Source organism: Campylobacter sp. RM16187 (genome assembly GCF_025319965.1).
Classification (GTDB): domain Bacteria; phylum Campylobacterota; class Campylobacteria; order Campylobacterales; family Campylobacteraceae; genus Campylobacter_A.
Genome location: NZ_CP012549.1, coordinates 1,106,712 through 1,125,399 on the forward strand (window position 1 = coordinate 1,106,712; position 18,688 = coordinate 1,125,399).

17 protein-coding genes and 1 pseudogene are annotated in these 18,688 nt (G+C 36.8%); 7 read left to right on the forward strand and 11 right to left on the reverse strand.

Translation table 11 applies throughout. The features are described from left to right. Position 1 precedes the first annotated feature (1 nt). Together CDOMF_RS05960 and CDOMF_RS05965 are read right to left on the reverse strand one after the other, a co-directional pair. Entirely contained in the window at positions 2-964 is a 963-nt protein-coding gene (locus CDOMF_RS05960; protein ID WP_169973986.1) for an NAD(P)-binding domain-containing protein, read from the reverse strand. A gap of 170 nt (positions 965-1,134) precedes the next feature. Further along, positions 1,135-2,475, reverse strand: coding sequence for a class II 3-deoxy-7-phosphoheptulonate synthase (locus CDOMF_RS05965; RefSeq protein ID WP_260951149.1), 1,341 nt, complete (start codon positions 2,473-2,475; stop codon positions 1,135-1,137). Positions 2,476-2,655: 180 nt separating this feature from the next. Here CDOMF_RS05965 and rarD point away from each other — a divergent pair, with 180 nt between their 5' ends. The 7 genes from rarD (at position 2,656) to CDOMF_RS06000 (ending at position 8,368) form a co-directional block, all read left to right on the forward strand. Continuing rightward, positions 2,656-3,543: an EamA family transporter RarD gene (gene rarD / locus CDOMF_RS05970; protein ID WP_260951150.1), complete on the forward strand. Its 888-nt coding sequence runs from the start codon at positions 2,656-2,658 to the stop codon at positions 3,541-3,543. Positions 3,544-3,577: 34 nt separating this feature from the next. Beyond that, positions 3,578-4,036, forward strand: coding sequence for a hypothetical protein (locus CDOMF_RS05975; RefSeq protein ID WP_260951151.1), 459 nt, complete (start codon positions 3,578-3,580; stop codon positions 4,034-4,036). Between the two features lie 157 nt (positions 4,037-4,193). Next, positions 4,194-4,691 (forward strand): CPCC family cysteine-rich protein, encoded by a 498-nt coding sequence (locus CDOMF_RS05980; RefSeq protein ID WP_260951152.1) that lies wholly within the window; start codon positions 4,194-4,196, stop codon positions 4,689-4,691. A 119-nt stretch (positions 4,692-4,810) separates the two neighbouring features. Continuing rightward, positions 4,811-5,278: a GNAT family N-acetyltransferase gene (locus CDOMF_RS05985; protein WP_260951153.1), complete on the forward strand. Its 468-nt coding sequence runs from the start codon at positions 4,811-4,813 to the stop codon at positions 5,276-5,278. A gap of 216 nt (positions 5,279-5,494) precedes the next feature. After that, complete coding sequence (locus tag CDOMF_RS05990; RefSeq protein ID WP_260951154.1) at positions 5,495-6,010, forward strand: hypothetical protein; 516 nt, start codon at positions 5,495-5,497, stop codon at positions 6,008-6,010. Between the two features lie 145 nt (positions 6,011-6,155). Further along, positions 6,156-7,085, forward strand: a complete 930-nt coding sequence (locus CDOMF_RS05995) for an aspartate carbamoyltransferase catalytic subunit (protein ID WP_260951155.1) — start codon at positions 6,156-6,158, stop codon at positions 7,083-7,085. A gap of 2 nt (positions 7,086-7,087) precedes the next feature. Then, complete coding sequence (locus CDOMF_RS06000) at positions 7,088-8,368, forward strand: dihydroorotase (RefSeq protein ID WP_260951156.1); 1,281 nt, start codon at positions 7,088-7,090, stop codon at positions 8,366-8,368. 283 nt (positions 8,369-8,651) lie between these two features. Here CDOMF_RS06000 and CDOMF_RS06005 read toward each other — a convergent pair whose 3' ends face one another. The 9 genes and pseudogenes from CDOMF_RS06005 to flgK all read right to left on the reverse strand — a co-directional run bounded on the left by CDOMF_RS06005 (position 8,652) and on the right by flgK (position 18,686). Continuing rightward, positions 8,652-9,965, reverse strand: coding sequence for an amidohydrolase (locus CDOMF_RS06005; RefSeq protein ID WP_260951157.1), 1,314 nt, complete (start codon positions 9,963-9,965; stop codon positions 8,652-8,654). Positions 9,966-10,102: 137 nt separating this feature from the next. Continuing rightward, entirely contained in the window at positions 10,103-11,164 is a 1,062-nt protein-coding gene (locus tag CDOMF_RS06010; protein WP_260951158.1) for a glycoside hydrolase family 3 N-terminal domain-containing protein, read from the reverse strand. Between the two features lie 39 nt (positions 11,165-11,203). Further along, complete coding sequence (locus CDOMF_RS06015) at positions 11,204-12,112, reverse strand: NAD(P)H-dependent glycerol-3-phosphate dehydrogenase (RefSeq protein ID WP_260951159.1); 909 nt, start codon at positions 12,110-12,112, stop codon at positions 11,204-11,206. Between the two features lies 1 nt (position 12,113). Then, positions 12,114-13,532 (reverse strand): Asp-tRNA(Asn)/Glu-tRNA(Gln) amidotransferase subunit GatB, encoded by a 1,419-nt coding sequence (gatB, locus tag CDOMF_RS06020; RefSeq protein WP_260951160.1) that lies wholly within the window; start codon positions 13,530-13,532, stop codon positions 12,114-12,116. Positions 13,533-13,696: 164 nt separating this feature from the next. Next, positions 13,697-14,401: a F0F1 ATP synthase subunit A gene (locus CDOMF_RS06025; RefSeq protein ID WP_169973965.1), complete on the reverse strand. Its 705-nt coding sequence runs from the start codon at positions 14,399-14,401 to the stop codon at positions 13,697-13,699. Positions 14,402-14,516: 115 nt separating this feature from the next. Next, positions 14,517-15,277, reverse strand: a pseudogene (locus CDOMF_RS06030) (TSUP family transporter). A gap of 149 nt (positions 15,278-15,426) precedes the next feature. Then, a complete protein-coding gene (locus CDOMF_RS06035; protein ID WP_260951161.1) occupies positions 15,427-15,963 on the reverse strand; it encodes a superoxide dismutase family protein in 537 nt (178 codons plus the stop codon). A 105-nt stretch (positions 15,964-16,068) separates the two neighbouring features. Continuing rightward, positions 16,069-16,827: a TIGR02757 family protein gene (locus CDOMF_RS06040; RefSeq protein ID WP_260951162.1), complete on the reverse strand. Its 759-nt coding sequence runs from the start codon at positions 16,825-16,827 to the stop codon at positions 16,069-16,071. Next, entirely contained in the window at positions 16,827-18,686 is a 1,860-nt protein-coding gene (gene flgK / locus CDOMF_RS06045; RefSeq protein WP_260951163.1) for a flagellar hook-associated protein FlgK, read from the reverse strand. Before flgK ends, CDOMF_RS06040 begins: the two co-directional genes overlap by 1 nt. Positions 18,687-18,688: the final 2 nt, after the last annotated feature.

The window sequence follows — 18,688 nt, forward strand, 5'->3', positions numbered from 1 at the left end:
TTTAGATATTGCCTTTATCCTTAATACTTTGTATTACTTTATGTGCGTGATTTAAGGCCAAAACTATAGAACCCCCGTTTTTCAGCACTATATCACCACCTATATAAAGCCCCTTTACACTACTTTCATAATCGTCATCTACGATTGGATCCTTATCAGCATCTAGCTTTACACCGCATTTTTGTAAAAAATCAACGGGAGTAGAGCCACCTATAGCATATATTATACGATCAAAGATCTCACTTGTTCCATCAGTAAAAATGACTTTTACCTTTCCAGACTCATTTTCAAGCCCTTCAATATCTACGCCAAGCTTTAAATTTAACTTATTGGCATTAAAAAGTGCCATAACAGCAGCCTCATTTATATCGTTTAATCTGGTAAATTTATCTTTTCTATAATTTAGAGTTACATCGTTTCTTTCGCTAAGATCTACCGCATATTCTGCAGCAGAGTTTCCTCCGCCCACTACAATTATTTTTTCATTGCTAGAGCAAGAATCAAGGTTAAAATTTACAACAGAATTTAAAGATGGCGGAATTTTGTAGCTAGGTTTATTAGGACGCCCCATCTTACCTATTGAAATTACTACATTTTTAGCTCCGTATCCTGCTGTTGATGTAGTTATATGAAATATTCCGCTCTCCTCTTTTTTTACACTTTCAACTTCCGAGTTAAATGCGGTATCAATCTCGTTATTGTCAAGCAGCTCATCAAAATAGTCAAGCGTGCTCTCTTTTGTGCCGTCGTCAAAACCAACCACTCCATGAATAGTGCTATCTTGACCTTTATAGCTTTTATCTACACGCTTATTGTCTTTATAAAACTTCCTTATCGTTTGACTATGATTATCACCCTTTTCCAGCAATAAAACGTTTTTAAATCCATTTGCTTTAGCCTCTACCACGGTAGCGATTCCGCATGGACCTCCGCCTATTACCACTATATCATATACGCATCTCATATCTCTTCTCCGTTACTTAATAATTTTTATTGATAATTTAGCAAAATTTCTATTAAAAGTTAAGTAAATTTATAAAATTTTAAAATATTTGAATTATGAAGCTTGGTAATTGTTATCTTTAAATACCAAAACAGCCAATATGACCGCCTTGGTATTAAACAATAAGGATATTAGTTTTTCTTTACAAAATCAGCTATCAAAAAGGCAAGCTCAAGCGCCTGATCGGCATTTAGTCTTGGATCACACTGTGTTTCATAGCGATTTTCAAGACTCTTTTCGGTTATATTAAACGCACCGCCCACACACTCGGTCACATCTTGTCCCGTCATCTCCAAATGCACGCCACCGGCGTAAGTTCCTTCCGCTTTATGAATTTCAAAAAAGCTCTTAACCTCGGATAAAATTTTATGAAATTCGCGAGTTTTATAGTTGTTTGATGATTTTACGGTGTTTCCGTGCATCGGATCGATACTATAAAGGATATTAAGCCCTTCTTTTTTAGCTCCGCGTAAAATTTCAGGAAGCTTATCTGCTATCTTATCGGCACCCATTCTAACGATGACGTTTAGTCTTCCGGCTTCGTTGTTTGGATTTAGCTTGCTAGCTAGTTTTATCACGTCTTCGCTGGTTGCGTTTGGTCCTATCTTAACTCCGATCGGGTTATGAACTCCGCTTAAGAAATGAACGTGCGCGTCATCTACTCCGCGCGTTCTCTCGCCTATCCAAAGCATATGCGCCGAGCAGTCATACCAGTCTCCGGTAAGGCTATCTTCGCGCGTTAAAGCCTCTTCATAAGGAAGCAAAAGCGCTTCGTGAGAGGTGTAAACCACGGTTTGATTTATAGCTTGCGTATTTTGCGAATTTATCCCACAAGCCTCCATGAAAGCAAGAGTTTGGCTTAGCTTTTCAACCAATTCATCATATTTTTTGCCAAGCTCAGGCTTTTTTATAAAACCTAAATTCCACCTATGCACCTCATGCAAGTCGGCAAGTCCGCCCCTTGAAAACGCACGAAGTAGGTTCATCGTGGAAGCTGACTGATAATAAGCCTCTATCATCCTCTTTGGATCAGGTACGCGCGCAGCTTCGTTAAACTCAAAGCCGTTTATGATGTCGCCTCTATAACTTGGCAGTTTCACACCGCCAACCTCTTCGTAATCACTGCTTCTTGGTTTTGCAAACTGCCCTGCTACGCGCCCGACTTTTACCACAGGACAACGCCCGGCAAAGGTAAGAACGATCGCCATTTGAAGCATGACTTTAAACATATCTCTTATATTGTTTGCATTAAAATTTAAAAAGCTCTCCGCGCAGTCTCCGCCCTGAAGCAGAAACGACCTGCCTTCGGTTACATCTTTTAGCGCTTTTTTAAGGTTTCTTACCTCGCCCGCAAAGACAAGCGGCGGAAGCGAAGCAAGCTTATTTTCTACGCTTTTTAACTCATCTAAATTCGGATAAACGGGTTGCTGCAAGATATTTAAATCTCTCCACGAGCTTCTAGTCCAATTCATCTCATACCTTTTTAAAAAATAACTCCGATTTTAACGAAAAAGAACTTTTAATACACATAAAATCAAAACTAAAAGCCAAATTTGTGAATTTAAGTAACATAAATTTATAAGTGTTTCGAAATTTAACTAAGCTGTGATTAAAAATTTATTAAATAAAATAGCCTCAAAAAAAGAATTCCGATGAAAAACTACGAAAACGAAACAAAAGCGGGCATAATATACGGTCTTAGCGCCTTTATACTTTGGGGGCTTTTTCCGATATATTTTAAGCAACTTCACGAGCTTGGATTTGCCGAGATAGTCGCTCACCGTATCATCTGGTCGGTGTTGTTTTTATATATCCTGCTTAAATTTAGTAAAAAGTTATCAGAGGCAAAGAGGTTTTTCACAAACAAAAAAACCGCGTTTTTACTCTTTATCAGCGGAGTTTTGATAGCTCTTAACTGGTCGATTTATATCTATGCCGTAAGTATAGATAAGATCGTGGATGCAAGCTTAGGATATTTCATAAATCCTCTCATAACCATGCTTCTTGGCGTGATAATCTTAAAAGAGCAAATTTCAAACACGGGCAAATTTGCTATCTTTATCGTATTTATCGCTATCTCTATCCAAATTTACGATGTAGGCGGGCTTCCGTTTATCTCGGTTGTGCTGCCGCTTTCGTTTGCTATCTATTCGCTTGTTAGAAAGCGTATCAAAATTCCATCTCTGGAAGGGCTTTTCGTAGAGACTACGATGGTTATGCCTATTGCAATCGCAGCGCTATTTTTCATAGCAAAGAGCGGGCAAAACCACTTTGACTTTTCGTGGTTTGGGCTTTTTATCACGCTTTGCGGACCGCTTACGGTGATACCGCTTTTACTTTTTAACTCAGCTGCTTTAAGGATAAATTTAAGCACGATTGGCTACATGCAGTATATCTCGCCTTCGCTTCAGCTTCTAATAGCTGTCTTTGCTTACAACGAACCGATAAACACAGCCAAGATAAGCTCATTTGTACTTATTTGGATAGCTCTTGGCGTGGTTAGTATCGACGGGATTTACAAAAAGAAAAAGCAAATTTAAGTATAATCTCCGGTAAATTTCAAAAGGAAATAAAATGGATACTTTTAGCATGATGATCGTCGTTTCTCTTGCGGTTGCGATCATACTTTATATGCAGATTCAAAAAATTACTAAGAATATCGATCAAAACGGCACGCTTGCAAACAACTCTCCTGAAAATTTAAGACAAATTTCAGTGCAAAAATACAAAGAGTTTTGCGAACTTATAAACAACGAGCTAAGAGAGCTTAAAAACATGGCGCTTTATGATGATATGCTAAAGGATGCCGAGCTTAAAGATGGTTTTTTACAAAGCCTTAGCGAGATGAGCAAGAAGCTTGCTTTCATAGAGACTATGAATACGGCGCGAAACCCCGATAAATGGGAGAGCGAACTATTTGAGGTATTAACAAGGCTTGATGAGCTGGTTGAGGCGAATTTCAAAGACGGCGAGCGCGTGAGCGATGAGATAAGAGATAGGCTAGGCGCAGAGTTTTCAAAACTTCAAAATTAAAATTACGCTTAAAAATCAAATGATTTTACAAATAAGGCAAAACAAAACTCTATTTTTATATCTTTAAAATGAGAGCAGATATCATCTTAAAGTTATTTTTTGATAATGTATATTAAAATATCGTATTAAAATATAAATTTATCAAAAAAGGATTATTTTGATTAGATGTCCTTGCTGCGGATACTTAACTATGAAGTATATAAATGCAAATGACGGCTTTTGTGTAGATATATGTCCTGTTTGCCATTGGCAATTTGACAATCTTTCAAATTCTCGTCCAAATATATCAATAGGTCCAAATTCGGTATCATTAAATCAAGCTAAAGAAAATTATAAAAAGATAGGAGCGAAAGAAGAAAGACTCTTGCAATATGTTCGTCCTCCTACCAAAGAGGAATTTGCGGATAAACGGATAAAATGTCCTTGCTGCGGATATCTAACTATAGTAGATAAAGAGGATAAGAATTTAATACAAGATGTTTGTCCTGTTTGCTTTTGGCAATATAATACGCAAGCTATAAATAACCCGAGTAAAATAATAGAGCCAAATATAGTATCTTTAAATGAGGCTAGACAAAACTATAAAGAGTATAAAGCTTCAAGCAAGCTAGGCTCTATAAATGCAAGAGAGCCTATGGATGATGAGTTGCTTTAAAATTTTTGTCGTATTATAATTATATTGTGAGGATATAAAGCCTATATCCTCACTTCTTAACATAAATTTAACTAAATAAATTATTTGTTGATTTAACTTAGAAAAGAGACTAAAATAAAATGCTAACCCTATACATTCCAAAACTCCAAGATCTATGGTTTAGAGAAAAGATGTTAAGCGATGAAAAGACAATGGAGTATAATCATTCGTGGGGCGGCGTAATTTCCTTTCCTAGCCATAAATGGAGCCGATGGTATAATGAGTGGATAGCAAATGAAGACGATAGATATTTTTACAGATATATACAAAAAGAGAATGAATTTATAGGCGAAGTCGCTTATCGCTTTGACGATAAAAGAAGTATATACGTTGCAAACGTTATTATATATTCACCTTATCGCGGCAAAGGATACGGAAAGATTGCACTAGCCTTATTGTGCGAAAAAGCAAAAGATAACGGGATTAAAGAGATATATGACTATATGGCGGTTGATAATTCGGCAATAAAACTATTTATAAGTTGCGGCTTTAAAGAAGAATACAAAACGGCTGAATATGTGATGTTAAAAAAGATATTGGTTGATTAGGAAAATTATTTATCTTACATCTCTAAAAAGCAGCTATTTTGTTTTTATATCTTTTTACGCTTTTAAACCAATTTATTTTAAAAAGTTCCTAAAAGAGTGAATCTCTTAAAGTTCAAATAAACAAAAGCCCTAGAATACGGCGCTAAATAGGCTTATTTCGTTCTTTCTTCTGAAATTAAATTTAGAAGTAAAGACTAATATATTAGGAAATACCAAATGCACACTAAACTATTTAACGGAAAGATAAATTTAACTTCTAAAATGTATACTAAAGATCAGATGGGTCTAATATACACTGAAGTTTATGGAGGATGGATAGATATGCTTCATAGTCTTTGGGTATTTAAACTATTTCACGGACTTAAAGATCATAGTGAAATTACAGATGATGAATTTAGAGAGATATACTTAACCGCACTTCAAAGAATTCTCGAGGATGAAAAAGCTATATTGGAACCACCTTCTTATTTGTGGGACAATAAAAAGAAAAAACACAATACTCCTACAAGAGTAGTAAAGATGAAATTCGGAGATGAGATAGCTTGGGATATTCCTATGGAAGAGATGATAGATTATCTTAGACAAGAGATGATGAAAGAAGACTTTGATAAGGATAACTTGTTTTGGTACGATAAATACGCTCCTAGCTTGATCTGGGATCCTGAGTATGATGAAGAATACGCAAAATACGACGAAGCAAAAATTCTTGTTGTGGAAGGGCAAGGGTTTTAATACATAAGCACGAACTAGGATTTTAAAATAATAAACTTTCCTGCACTCAAGGCTAGTGTTGAAAAATATATAAGAAGTTAAGTAAAAAAATAATATTATAGCGTTTTTGGATTGACTCCTATCCTAATAAACTCAAGGAAATTTGATGAGCTACACCAAAAAAGACCTCATAACAACTTCAAATTTAACCAAAGATGAGATTTTCCACTTCTTAAATTTAGCCAAAGAGTTTAAAACTCTAAACAATTCAGACGTGAAAAAAGCAAAATCTCTTTACGGTAAAACGACGGTAAATGCGTTTTTTGAAAACTCAACGCGTACAAGAACCAGTTTTGAAATCGCAGCCAAACGCCTTGGAGCGGACGCCATAAATTTTAGCTCCTCTCAAAGCAGTACAAAAAAGGGCGAAACTCTAATTGACACTATAAACAACATAGTCGCCATGAAAACCGATATCGTGGTAGTTAGGCACTATAGCTCAGGCGCTGCGAAATTTGTAGCAGCAAACACCGATGCTCACGTGGTAAACGCAGGAGATGGACTAAACGAACATCCAAGCCAAGCATTGCTTGATCTTTTTACCATACTTGAACACAGAGGAAATTTAGAAAATTTAACCGTAGCCATAATCGGAGATATATTTCACAGCCGCGTCGCTCGCTCAAACATCTACGCCATGCAAACTCTTGGTATCAAGGTTAAGCTGTTTGGACCGCCTATGATGCTAACTGGCATGGAGGCTTTTGGTTGCAGGATTTGCAAAAGCATGCAAGAAGCCCTTGAAGATACCGACGTAATCATCATGCTTAGGATCCAACTTGAGCGCCAAGATGACGAGGTTGCATTCCCGTCCGTGCGCGAATACTCAAATTTCTTTGGACTTACCAGAGCCAAGATGAAATTTGCCAAAGATAATGTGATGATACTTCACCCGGGTCCCATAAACCGCGGAGTAGAGATAAACTCCGACGTTGCTGACGATCCGCGCTACACTCACATACTAAATCAAGTCGAAAATGGAGTTGCCGTAAGAATGGCGATCCTTCACACTCTAATCTCAAACAAACAAGGCTAAAGATGACAACGCTTATAAAAAACGCAACCATAATAAATTTTAACGAAACAAAAAAAGCAAATATCCTAATAGAAGGCGAAACGATCGCCGATATCACAACCGATGAACCAAAAGCAGACATCATCATAGACGCAAGCGGCAAGCTTGTAATGCCGGGACTCATCGACATGCACGTGCATTTTCGCGACCCGGGTCTTGAGTATAAAGACGATATAAACTCAGGTAGCGAAAGCGCGGTTGCAGGAGGTGTCACAACCTGCCTTCCTATGGCAAATACAAACCCTATCAACGATAACGCCGTGATCACTCGCGATATGATCGCTAAAGCAAAGGCAAGAGGGCTTATCGACCTGCTTCCCATAGGCGCCATCACAAAGAGCATGGGCGGAAACAAAGTCGTAGAAATGGGCGATATGATAAACGCAGGCGCAGTTGCCTTTAGCGATGACGGCTTACCCGTAGCAAGCAGCGACGTGATGAGATATGCTCTTGAATACTCCAAGCACTTTGGCTCATTTGTGATAAACCACTCGCAAGACTGCTCGCTATGCCGCGGCGGACATATGAACGAGGGGCGAGTCTCGGCGATTTTGGGCATAAAAGGCATGCCAAGAGAGCAAGAGGAGATCATGGTATCGCGCGACTTACTTCTTGCAAAGCTAACAGGCGGACACATCCACATAGCTCACGTCAGCTCGGAGTGGTCGCTAAAGCTAATAAAACAAGCTCGCGATGAGGGTATAAACGTCACTTGCGAAGTTACGCCGCACCACTTTACATACACCGAAGATGAGCTTATGAACTACGATACAAATTTCAAGATGTCTCCACCGCTTCGAACCAAAAGCGATGTAACAGCCGTAAGAGAAGCCATCGCAAACGGGCTAGTGGACGTAATCGTAACCGATCATGCCCCGCACCATGACGATGAGAAATTTATAGAATTTGACAAGGCTCCGTTTGGAATTTTAGGGCTTCAGACTTTGATACCGCTAACATTAAATTTAGTAAGAGACGGGCTTATAAGCTATGAAAAAATGGTTGAGCTAACCTCTACAAACGCAGCTAAAATGCTAAATTTAAAAAACAAAGGTGTGATAGCCAAAGGAATGCTTGCCGATCTTGTCATAGTAGATCCCGACATGGAGTATGTCTACGATAAAAATTTAAACAAATCTAAATCAAGTAACTCTCCGCTCATAGGCAAAACCCTCAAAGGTGCTGCCGTAAAAACGATAAAAAGCGGAAAAGTGGTGTTTGATTTCCCTAATGTAGTGGCGTGAAACTAAAAACTAGACTAAATTTACAAGCTAGGCAAATTTGATACTTGGCTTGTAAATTCTACTTCATTACCACCAAATTTCACGCAATAAAACAAGATTTTCTCAGTCAAAGTTGCAGATTAGATAGTTAGTATTTTGAGCTATAAAGCAATTTTAAAAAATAAAACTCAAATTTTTATATTAGGCTCGCAAGACAAGCTAACTACTAATATACTCAAAAAATTAAGCAAAAATTTCAGTAAAAATTTGCAAGCCCAAAATAATCAGGCTTGCAAATCAAATTTCATTTGCCGTTAAGCATATAAACCGAGCGTAAAAATACATCCACGCCTGCTAGCAAGGCACTTTCATCAAAATCAAAGCAGCAGTTATGATGTCCTGCGGCAAGGTCGGTTCCTATCATTAGATAGCCGCTCTTGCCGCCTGCTTTTTGCACCGCTTGCATGAAATGCGCGAAGTCCTCACAAGCTCCGAAGTCAAGTTCCTTCACGATAAGCTCATTTTTGATATACGGCGACTCTAGCGCAGCCTTTTCATAAAGTTCGGCTACTTCCTTACTGCTATCTCCGCCGCTTGTGCCGCCTGTTAGCTTCACGTCATACTCAACGCCGTGCATGATACTAACGCCATTTATGATATCCATACATCTTTGATACATAAACTCATTTAGCTCGGTTGTCTCGCCGCGAGTTTCGCAGGCTATGTAGCCGTTTGGTGCGATTACGTTTCTGCCCTCACCAGCCCTTAAAACACCAACGTTTATGCGAGTTACTCCGTCCGCGTGTCTAGTGATCGCATGCATCGCTAAAGCCGCTTCGGCAGCTGCTAAAAGTGCATTTGCTCCCTCTTGCGGTGCGCCTGCTGCGTGTGCTGATCTACCTTTAAAATTTACGTCAAATTTTGATGTAGCAAGAAGTTTGTTTGTGCCGCAAATTATGCCGCCGCTCTTTTTTGCCTGAAAGCCGATATGCCCGCCAAGCAGATAATCAATCCCTTCAAGTATGCCTGTTGGCTCCATTCCGACAGCGCCTCTTGTGCCCTCTTCTGCGGTTTGAAAGATAAATCTAAATTTGCCGTTAAAGTCATCTAAATTTTCGCTTATGATCCTAGCAAGCGCAAGCCCTATCGTGATATGTCCGTCATGCCCACAAGCGTGCATAATGCCGTCTATATCGGCTCTAAAGCCATCTTTACTAGCTCTATGTGAAGCCTCTCTACTCTCGGTAACATCCACGCCGTCTATGTCAAATCTAAACGCAGTAGTAAGACCTGCTCTTCCGGTATCTATCTCAGCCACAAGCCCGGTTAAACCATCTTCCATCACAGGCAAAAACTCTTGCTCCTCTTTGCTTAGCAAGCTTTTTGCTCTTTCTAGATACTTTTGCATAGCCTCTTTTGTGCCAAGCCCTTGTCTGGCTTCAGGTTTTACAACCTCGCGACCCATTTTTAAGGTGTATCCGTAGCCTTTCATTATAGAAGCGATCTTTGCGGTAGTAAAAAACGTAAACCAACCGGTTTCAGGATGAGAGTGGAAAAATCGCCTATTTGCGATCATCTCTTCTTTTAAATTTTCGACTTTAGTTTGAATATGATCCATATTTTCGCTCCTTATATTAAATTAGAAATCTTAATTGAATATTATAACTCAAATTTAATTCTAAAAACTTAAAAATCAAATTAAATTTAATAAATCGTATTTAAAAATAACTATTTTTTAATCAAATATTTAAAAGTTTATTTAAGTTCAGATTTTAGCTTAATTATGCGGTCATAAGACTCTTCTATGCGCTCTTTTTTGATCTTTTTGGAATTTATGGCATCGACAATCACTTGAGTAATATACTCGCTAGTTCTGCGCTCTCCTATCATAAATTCGCTAAATAGCAGTATATCTCCACCGGCATTTATGAAATTTACAACTTTTTGCGTCATGCTAAAACCATTCAGTCCGCCCATCAACATATCATCGCTTATAACTACACCATCAAATTTCAAATCTTTTCTAAGTAAATTGCCTATAATATCATTCGACATAGAGGCAGGAAACTGCGTATCTCTATCTAACAAATAGACATGAGATATCATTATTAGCTTGGACTTATCCCTTTTAATCGCATCATAATAAGGTTTAAGCTCGCTATAATCAAAATTTTCTATCACTGTCTTTTCTATATGTGAATCTGTTTTTGCCGAACCATGACCAGGAAAATGCTTAAGAGTCGTTAAAACTCCAACCTCACTAAAGGCATCTAAAAATTCATTAGCGTATAAAGAAACCTCATCTATATTTTTACTAAAAGCTCTATTTTTTGAGGCAATTATCGGAGAATTTGTATTTAGCAGATCAACAACGGGAGCAAAATTTAAATTTACACCAAGATCTTTTAGCTGATTTGCCATCTTTTTATATAGCTCGTTGGCACCGTTTAAATCAAGAGTCCTGGCAACCTCGCTGGCAGATATAAATGTGCTAAATCCTTTCTTATCCTTAAATCTAGTGACATTGCCACCCTCTTCGTCAATTGCAATAAAAATTCCACTTTGAGCTGATTTTAATGCAGAAGTTATTTTTTTTAAATTATCTTTTGTGCTTATATTTTTTGCAAATACAATAACTCCGCCAAAACGTTGATATTTTGCATCTGATACTACGGACATGGTATCATTCAAGCTTGAGCCGTTAAAACCAACCATTATCATCTGGGCTATCATTTTGCGAAGCGTAGGTCTCTCTTGGGCTAAGGAAATACAACTAAAAAACGTAAAACAAAGAAATAAATTTAAAATTTTTTTCAAATTTTATCCTTTCATAGGAGACTTTAAGCCAAATTTGAATTAGAAGTTAGTGAAATTATGCCTTCTATTTAGAAGATCGTTTAAGCTCTTTTGAATCTCTTTTCCATTTAGCATTGCAGCTACTTCATTTACAATAGGAGTATAAATTCCCTCTTTTTTAGCAATTTTTTCTATGGCGTAAGATGTATCTATACCTTCAGCCACCTCTCCTAAATCATTTAGTATCTTATTTAAGCTCTCATTTTTAGCAAGCCCTAAACCCACTCTATAATTGCGAGAAAGAACGCTTGAAGCGGTTAAAAACAGATCTCCCGCTCCACTCAGCCCTAAAAATGTCTCATCTTTAGCTCCAAAATATTTGCCAAATCTAGCCATTTCCACAAGCCCTCTGGATATAAGGCTGGCTCTGGCATTATTTCCAAGTCCAAGCCCATCGCAAACTCCACCAGCTATAGCTATGACATTTTTATAGGCTCCGCAAATTTCAGCTCCTATAACGTCATCCGAGACATAAGCTTTCATATATTTTGGAAATAGTTTTGAAATCTCACTTGCAAGCTCTAAATTTGTAGAATTTACAACAAGAGCACAAGGCATTTCGCTTTGAACCTCTTTTGAGAAAGTTGGTCCTGAAAGAAAGGCTAAGTTGCCTTTTTCTGTATGCTCTTCATAGATTTCGTTTAGAAATTTTGAACTTTTAGTCTCTATTCCCTTAGATGCTACTAAAATTTTTTGATTGTAATTTTTAAAATTTGCTTTTAGCCAATCACTTGTAGCTTGAGTGGGGATGGTTATAACCAATAATTCGGCTTTCATGGCCTCATCAACACTCACAAAATGCGAAATTTCACGCGGAGTACGAGAGCTTATTACGCACTCATTATTTCTAGAAAGCGCATGAAATAGTGCACTTCCCCATTTCCCAGCCCCAATGACAGCTATTTTCATCTTAAAGCTTTGTTTTTAAGAGCTCGTTTACTTTTGCCGGATTAAATGCACCCTTGCCCTCTTTCATAATCTGTCCTACGAAGAAGCCAAAGAGCTTATCCTTGCCACTTTTATACTCGGCAACTTTATCAGCATTTGCATTTAAAACAGAGTCTATTATAGCTAATATAGCTCCGTCATCACTTACTTGTTTAAGCCCTAATTTTTCTATAGTATCATCTACGCTTATATCGTTTTCCATAAGAAAATCAAGAACATCTTTAGCGGCCTTTCCGCTTATGGTGCCGTCCTCTATTCTATTTAAAAGAGTTGCCATTTTAGCGCTATTAACCGGGGAATTTTCAATAGTAACTCCGTTTTTAAGTCTACCAAGAAGTTCAACTAATACCCATGTGACACATAATTTAGGAGAGATTTTAGTATCTATTAGATCCTCAAAATATCTAGCGGTCTCAACGGTGCTTACAAGATTATTGGCATCATCTTCTTTGATTCCATAATCCTTAATATATCTAGCTACTTTTTGCTCCGCGAGCTCAGGAATCTTAATCGCTTCATTATACATATCATCAGGAATTTCTACAGGAAGCAGGTCAGGATCTGGAAAATATCTGTATTCAGCACTATCTTCTTTACCCCTCATGGATCTAGTTACTAAATTTACAGTATCAAAAAGGCGTGTTTCTTGGCAAACTTCCTTGCTGTAAGTGCCGTCTTCCCACGCTATACTTTGACGCTCCACCTCATAATCAATGGCTTTTTGAATAAATCTAAAAGAATTTAAGTTTTTAATCTCGACTCTTGTATAAAGCTTAGTATCGCCTTTTGGTCTAATACTTACGTTAGCATCGCAACGAAAGCTTCCTTCTTGCATGTTTGCATCACTGATATTTAAAAATCTTAAAATAGAGTGAAGCTTTTTAAGGTATGCTACGGCTTCGTCACTGCTTCTCATATCAGGCTCGCTTACTATCTCAAGTAAAGGAGTTCCAGCACGGTTTAAATCCACAAAGCTCACACTTCCTTCGTGAACGTTTTTACCAGCATCTTCTTCAAGATGTGCGCGGTTTATGCCTATTCTTTTTTTCTTTCCATCTACATCTATATATAGTTCGCCTTTTTCTACGATAGGAACTTCAAATTGAGAAATTTGATAAGCCTTTGGAAGATCCGGATAAAAATAGTTCTTTCTATTAAAAATCGATCTTTTATTAATAGTTGCATTTATCGCAGTTCCGAAACTAATGGCCTTTTTTACAACCTCTTTATTTAGAACCGGCAAAGCTCCAGGAAGAGCTAAACATATCGGACAAACATGAGTATTTGGCTCATCTCCAAAACTTGTAGAGCAAGAACAGAAAATTTTAGTCTTAGTATTGAGCTGGGTGTGAACCTCAAGACCAATTACAACTTCAAACATAATTAACCTTTGTATTTCTTAAATTTTGGAAAATATTTTATCAATTATTTCTTTTAACTTATCTAAAATTCGTTATTTTGAGTTGATTTTATAAGTTGCAATAGAGATAGTAGTGTTTAAAAAAGAAAAAATACCGCCTAAATTTAGGCGGTATAAGTTTAAAATCAGTGTTCTTCTGTTGCCAATGCGCCAGCGAGATACACAAAGGTAAGCATCATAAAAATAAATGTTTGAAGAATTGCCATAAGTGTCAAAAGTGCGTATGCAGGAAGTGGCGCTATAAAAGGTGCCAAAGCAAGCATAACAAGCAAGAATAAATCGTCTCCTTTAATATTTCCAAAAAGACGGAAAGATAAAGATACTATACGTGATAGATGCGATATGATCTCAACAAAGAACATAAGAGGAGCAAGTGCTTTACTAGGTCCCATAAAATGAGCAAAATACTTAATAACTCCGTTTTTCTTAATACCCTCAAAATGATAAAACACAAATACAATCAAAGCCAAAGTAAGAGTCATATTTAAACTAGCAGTTGGCGACTCAAAACCAGGAATTATACCCATTACGTTGCTTGTAAAGATTATAAGTCCTATAGTAGCAACAAGAGGAAGATATTTTCTAGCCAAACTCTCGCTTCCTAATACATCCTTACCCATAGATATAACGGCCTCTAAATATGCCTCGAAAACATTTTGAGTGCCGCGCGGAACAAGTTGCATGTTTTTAACCGCGAGTTTGGAAAAAGCTATAACTATAACAGCAGCCAGCAAAAAGTGCATTGCATAAGTAAACATGTGCATAACGTGCTTATCGCTTGTAAATTGAGAAGCGATTACATTAGAGAATAAAAATAAATTTTCTTCCATGTACTAACCTTAAATTCATAAATTTTCAGGTGATTTTAGCAAAATTATTGTTAAAAGTTTTTTAAGATTTTGAGTTTTATCTCTATGTTTAGGTGATTTCGTTAAATTATAAATTTCACTCTAAAAAGTAAGAGTAAAAAAGTTTCAAAATAGTAGCTCCCACCACAATCAAAAACATAGTTTTAATAAATTTAACTTCTTTTTTAATAACTAAATTTGACCCTATAAAAGCTCCAAAAATTTGCCCTACTCCCATTAAGATTCCAATCACCCAAAGCATATTTCCAGAAATGATGAATACACCCAAAGAAACTATATTGCTAATAAAATTTAAAAGCTTAGTATGAGCAACTGCCTTTTTCATGTTAAGTCCTATTAAAGCAACCATTGCAAATGTCCAAAACGATCCTGATCCTGGTCCGAAAAAGCCATCATAAAATCCTAAAATAAGTCCAAAGGCAACATAAAAAACCTTATAGTTCATTCTAGAAGCCTTATCACTCTCTCCTATTTTGGGCATAAAAATAGTATATATAAAGATTGCTATCAATAAAAATGGTATCATGATTTGTAAAAATTTTGGATTTAAAAACAATATCAAAGTAGCGCCGGTAGCCGCTCCGATAAAAGTAAAAATAATTCCCAAAAAGGCTTCTTTATAATTAATCATTCCCTTTCTAGTAAAATTTAAAGTCGCAGTAAAACATCCAAATGTGCCTTGAAGCTTATTTGTGGCAAGCGCCATATGAGGAGGAACTCCCATAGCCATAATAGCAGGAAGAGTGATAAGCCCTCCACCTCCTGCAATAGCATCTACAAAACCGCCTAAAAATGCCGCTCCAAAAAAATGCAGTAAGCCAAAAAATCAAATTCCATAAATTTCCTATAAAAAATTAATAGCAAATAGTATTACAAATTTTTAAAATTTTTAATTAAATTTGTTTTTAAGAAAGAAAAAATAAGAGCTACAGATAAAAACAGAAGATATCGATCAAAACGATCGATATCTTTAAAATTTATAAAAATTAGTTAATAACACCACAAACTAATCTAGGACCGCCACCGCCTAATGGCTTTGGATGATCGTGGTGATTGTCTCCACCAACGTGAATCATTAAAGAGTGTCCCTTAAGCTCGTCAAGTTTTTTTATCTTAGGAGCTAACACAGGATAAACCGCATTGCCGTCGTGGTCAGCAAAAAGTGCAGGCAAATCACCCTTGTGTCCTTTGTCATCCCATGGGAATGAATGTTTTTTGGTGTCTGTCGGATCCCAGTGTCCACCAGCTTTCATACCTAGACCTTTTTCTGTGGCTCCACAATCAGGATTAACGTGGATATGGAATCCGTGCATTCCAGCCTCAATACCTTTTAGATTTGGAAAAAAAGCTACACCATAATTTGTCTCTATAGCAACTACCTCTCCTACTTTCATATTACCCTTTTCGCTTAGTTGTTCCATAGGGATAACTAAGTGTTGTTGAGACTTTGGATCAAACTGATGACCCTCATGTGCAAAAAGCATACCGCTTAAAACGGCGCTTACCAATAAAATTTTTTTCATTTACTCTCCTTTTAAAAAGTTAACGTAACTATATCACAACATTGTAAACAAATCTTAAGAAAAATCATCAAATTTGAATTTTTTTATATATTTTTTGATTTATATTTATTTTTTTAGAAATATTTTATCTATCTCTCCACTCTGTCCGATTCTATACAGAGCAAAATCATATTTAATAGGGTCAAGATAGTCAAATTCTCGAAGTTTGTTTGTCAGCTCTAAAACGGCATTAAAATCGTAACTCTTTCTATCTATAAGCCCAAGTCTTAAAGATACTCTGTGAGTATGAACATCAAGCGGCATCAAAAGCTCGCTCTTAGGTAAATTTTTAAAAATTCCAAGATCAATATCGGTATCTCTTACCATCCAGCGCATAAACATATTATAGCGCTTATAAGGAGAAATCGGCTTACTGTCAAAGGCTCTGCCAAAGAAAAATTCATATCCGTCTGAACGGTAAGAATTTAAAGAATATATAAATTTTATAAGTTCGTTTACCCCATCTATCATGAGTCCGCTCTTATCAAAGCCGCTTTTGATTATAGCCTCTATATCACCATCTTTTTTAAGCCTACAAAAAGTTATAAAAATTTGCCTCACATCCTCTATATTTTGGAAGCGATATTTAAAATTTTGCAAATTTTCACAGATGTTTTTTTCGCTCTCATCAAAAAGGCTAAAATTTAAAGACTTTAAAAATTTAACTATCTGTTTAGCGCTACCGTATCCAAACAATGCGCAAATTAATGCGATATTTGGCTCTTTGTAAATAGTCGCCACCTGAAGCGGATCATCCGCATTATAAAGCCCGTCCTTGGTATTTTTACTAAGGACGTGACTATCAAGAAGCTCTTTTAAATCCATTATTGTTTAAGAGTAAGTAGAGTATCCAGCATCTTCTCTACCGTAGTTATTACTTTGGCTGCAGCACCATAGCTTGACTGAAATCGGATCAAATTCGTAAGCTCTTCATTTAAATTTACTCCGCTAATAGACTGATGTTCGCTCATAGCAATCTTATTTATAGCGGTATTCGCATCATTTAGTTCATTTGTGGCTTGAGTTTCACTTGCAATATCTGTTGTAACAAATCTATAAAATCCCTCTATGGTTTCGATTTTATCGGCATGCTTGTTAGAATAAAAATGTATCTTATTATATTGAAGCTGAACCATCTCATTTGCTACATCATTATTACCAGGAGTTGGATTTGAATAGGCTTTAAGCTTATGAGGGTTACTGGCAAGCTCACTTTTTACGCTCATATCCCTTGCATCTGTGCCCTCAAAAAATCTATTTATACCGATAATTCCCGGGAAATTTGTTCCATTGTCAATAAATGCGATACTATATTCGCCCGAATGTCTAATAGGGGATACTCCAAACATTCCCTTATTAGAAATCGGATCATATTGATAATATGCCTTAAAATAGTCATTTACGTCGTTTAAGATGTTATTGTCGTTATTGTCGTCGGTATCCGCATTAAATTTTTTTACTATAGAGGTTCCTCTAGTAGGATCGTCCATAGTAGTAGAAGCATCTATTTTTATACTCTTTCTAGCAACCTCTTGCCCTTGATTGTTATAAACCACCACATCAAAGCTTCCGTGTTTTATATCGTCATTAAAGTTCATTAGAGTTCTGGATGGATCTAAAAACGATAATTCATCGGTATTGATGCCTTCTACAGCAGATTTTGAATAGATATTATTGGTTTCGTTTATTATGCCTTTGGCAAGAGTATTTAGATTATCGATATACTTTTGTATAATTCCATCCTGAAATTCACCGCTATCATCGATATATCTTCCTCTTAGATCTAAGGCAGCACCCAGTTTGCCTCCGGTTATCTTACCAGCCATATCTACTCGCTTGCCATCTTCTCTCTCGTAATAGATATTGTTAAAGTCAAATTTATTAGCCGAGCTATCTAGAGCAAGAGGATGAAATGTCACACCATCCACTATAGTAAATCCGGAAATATTTAGATTATATTTTGCGCCTGTATCGGTAACAGCAGGATCTATATCTGCTCTGCCTTGAAGCTCGCCTTTAAAAGCAGTCGCATTTACAAGCCTTGAGATTGCAAGCTCCAACTGATCCCTTTTATCTCTAAGGTCATTGGCTCTAGTTGTGCCTATCGATTCTACGCGCATTATCTGCTTATTTATCTCAGATATCTCTTTTGCGTATTTATTTATCTCATTTACAGTAACTTCTATTTGAGAATTAGCGTCTTGTTGTATTTTATATAGCATCTTTACGCTATCTTGAATACTCTTTGATAGAGTTGAGGCTGAATTTAATAGATGTATCTTTTGAGAAGCTTCAGTAGGATTTGAAGCAAATTTATTCCATGCATCAAAATAATTTTGTATATCGCGACCTATTCCTACGCTTTGCAAATCGGGAAATCTCTTTGAAATTTCCTCAAGCATTCTCTTTTTGTATTCGGAAAATTCAAGATTACTTCCGGCACTTCTTAGCCTAGTAAAAGTAAATTCGTCGTGAACTCTTATTATAGTATCTACCTGAGTTCCTCTACCGACATCTCCTGGTATGCTATGTTCTGGCTCTCTAGCTGACTGAACCACACGCTGTCTTGTATAGTGTTCATTATCTGCATTTGTTATATTGTGACCTGTTGTTGTTATCTGCATTTGAGCAGCATCAAGCCCGCTTATGCCTATATGTAAAGATGAAAAAATACTACCGGCCATCT

What these genes read in the sequence shown, in the direction of transcription:
- CDOMF_RS05965 (WP_260951149.1), bottom strand. Translation starts at nt 2,475, where the DNA reads ATGAATTGGACTAGAAGCTCGTGGAGAGATTTAAATATCTTGCAGCAA.
- CDOMF_RS06025 (WP_169973965.1), bottom strand. Translation starts at nt 14,401, where the DNA reads ATGGAAGAAAATTTATTTTTATTCTCTAATGTAATCGCTTCTCAATTT.
- CDOMF_RS05975 (WP_260951151.1), top strand. Translation starts at nt 3,578, where the DNA reads ATGGATACTTTTAGCATGATGATCGTCGTTTCTCTTGCGGTTGCGATC.
- CDOMF_RS06015 (WP_260951159.1), bottom strand. Translation starts at nt 12,112, where the DNA reads ATGAAAATAGCTGTCATTGGGGCTGGGAAATGGGGAAGTGCACTATTT.
- rarD (WP_260951150.1), top strand. Translation starts at nt 2,656, where the DNA reads ATGAAAAACTACGAAAACGAAACAAAAGCGGGCATAATATACGGTCTT.
- CDOMF_RS06005 (WP_260951157.1), bottom strand. Translation starts at nt 9,965, where the DNA reads ATGGATCATATTCAAACTAAAGTCGAAAATTTAAAAGAAGAGATGATC.
- CDOMF_RS06035 (WP_260951161.1), bottom strand. Translation starts at nt 15,963, where the DNA reads ATGAAAAAAATTTTATTGGTAAGCGCCGTTTTAAGCGGTATGCTTTTT.
- gatB (WP_260951160.1), bottom strand. Translation starts at nt 13,532, where the DNA reads ATGTTTGAAGTTGTAATTGGTCTTGAGGTTCACACCCAGCTCAATACT.
- flgK (WP_260951163.1), bottom strand. Translation starts at nt 18,686, where the DNA reads ATGGCCGGTAGTATTTTTTCATCTTTACATATAGGCATAAGCGGGCTT.
- CDOMF_RS06040 (WP_260951162.1), bottom strand. Translation starts at nt 16,827, where the DNA reads ATGGATTTAAAAGAGCTTCTTGATAGTCACGTCCTTAGTAAAAATACC.
- CDOMF_RS05960 (WP_169973986.1), bottom strand. Translation starts at nt 964, where the DNA reads ATGAGATGCGTATATGATATAGTGGTAATAGGCGGAGGTCCATGCGGA.
- CDOMF_RS05995 (WP_260951155.1), top strand. Translation starts at nt 6,156, where the DNA reads ATGAGCTACACCAAAAAAGACCTCATAACAACTTCAAATTTAACCAAA.
- CDOMF_RS05985 (WP_260951153.1), top strand. Translation starts at nt 4,811, where the DNA reads ATGCTAACCCTATACATTCCAAAACTCCAAGATCTATGGTTTAGAGAA.
- CDOMF_RS05990 (WP_260951154.1), top strand. Translation starts at nt 5,495, where the DNA reads ATGCACACTAAACTATTTAACGGAAAGATAAATTTAACTTCTAAAATG.
- CDOMF_RS06000 (WP_260951156.1), top strand. Translation starts at nt 7,088, where the DNA reads ATGACAACGCTTATAAAAAACGCAACCATAATAAATTTTAACGAAACA.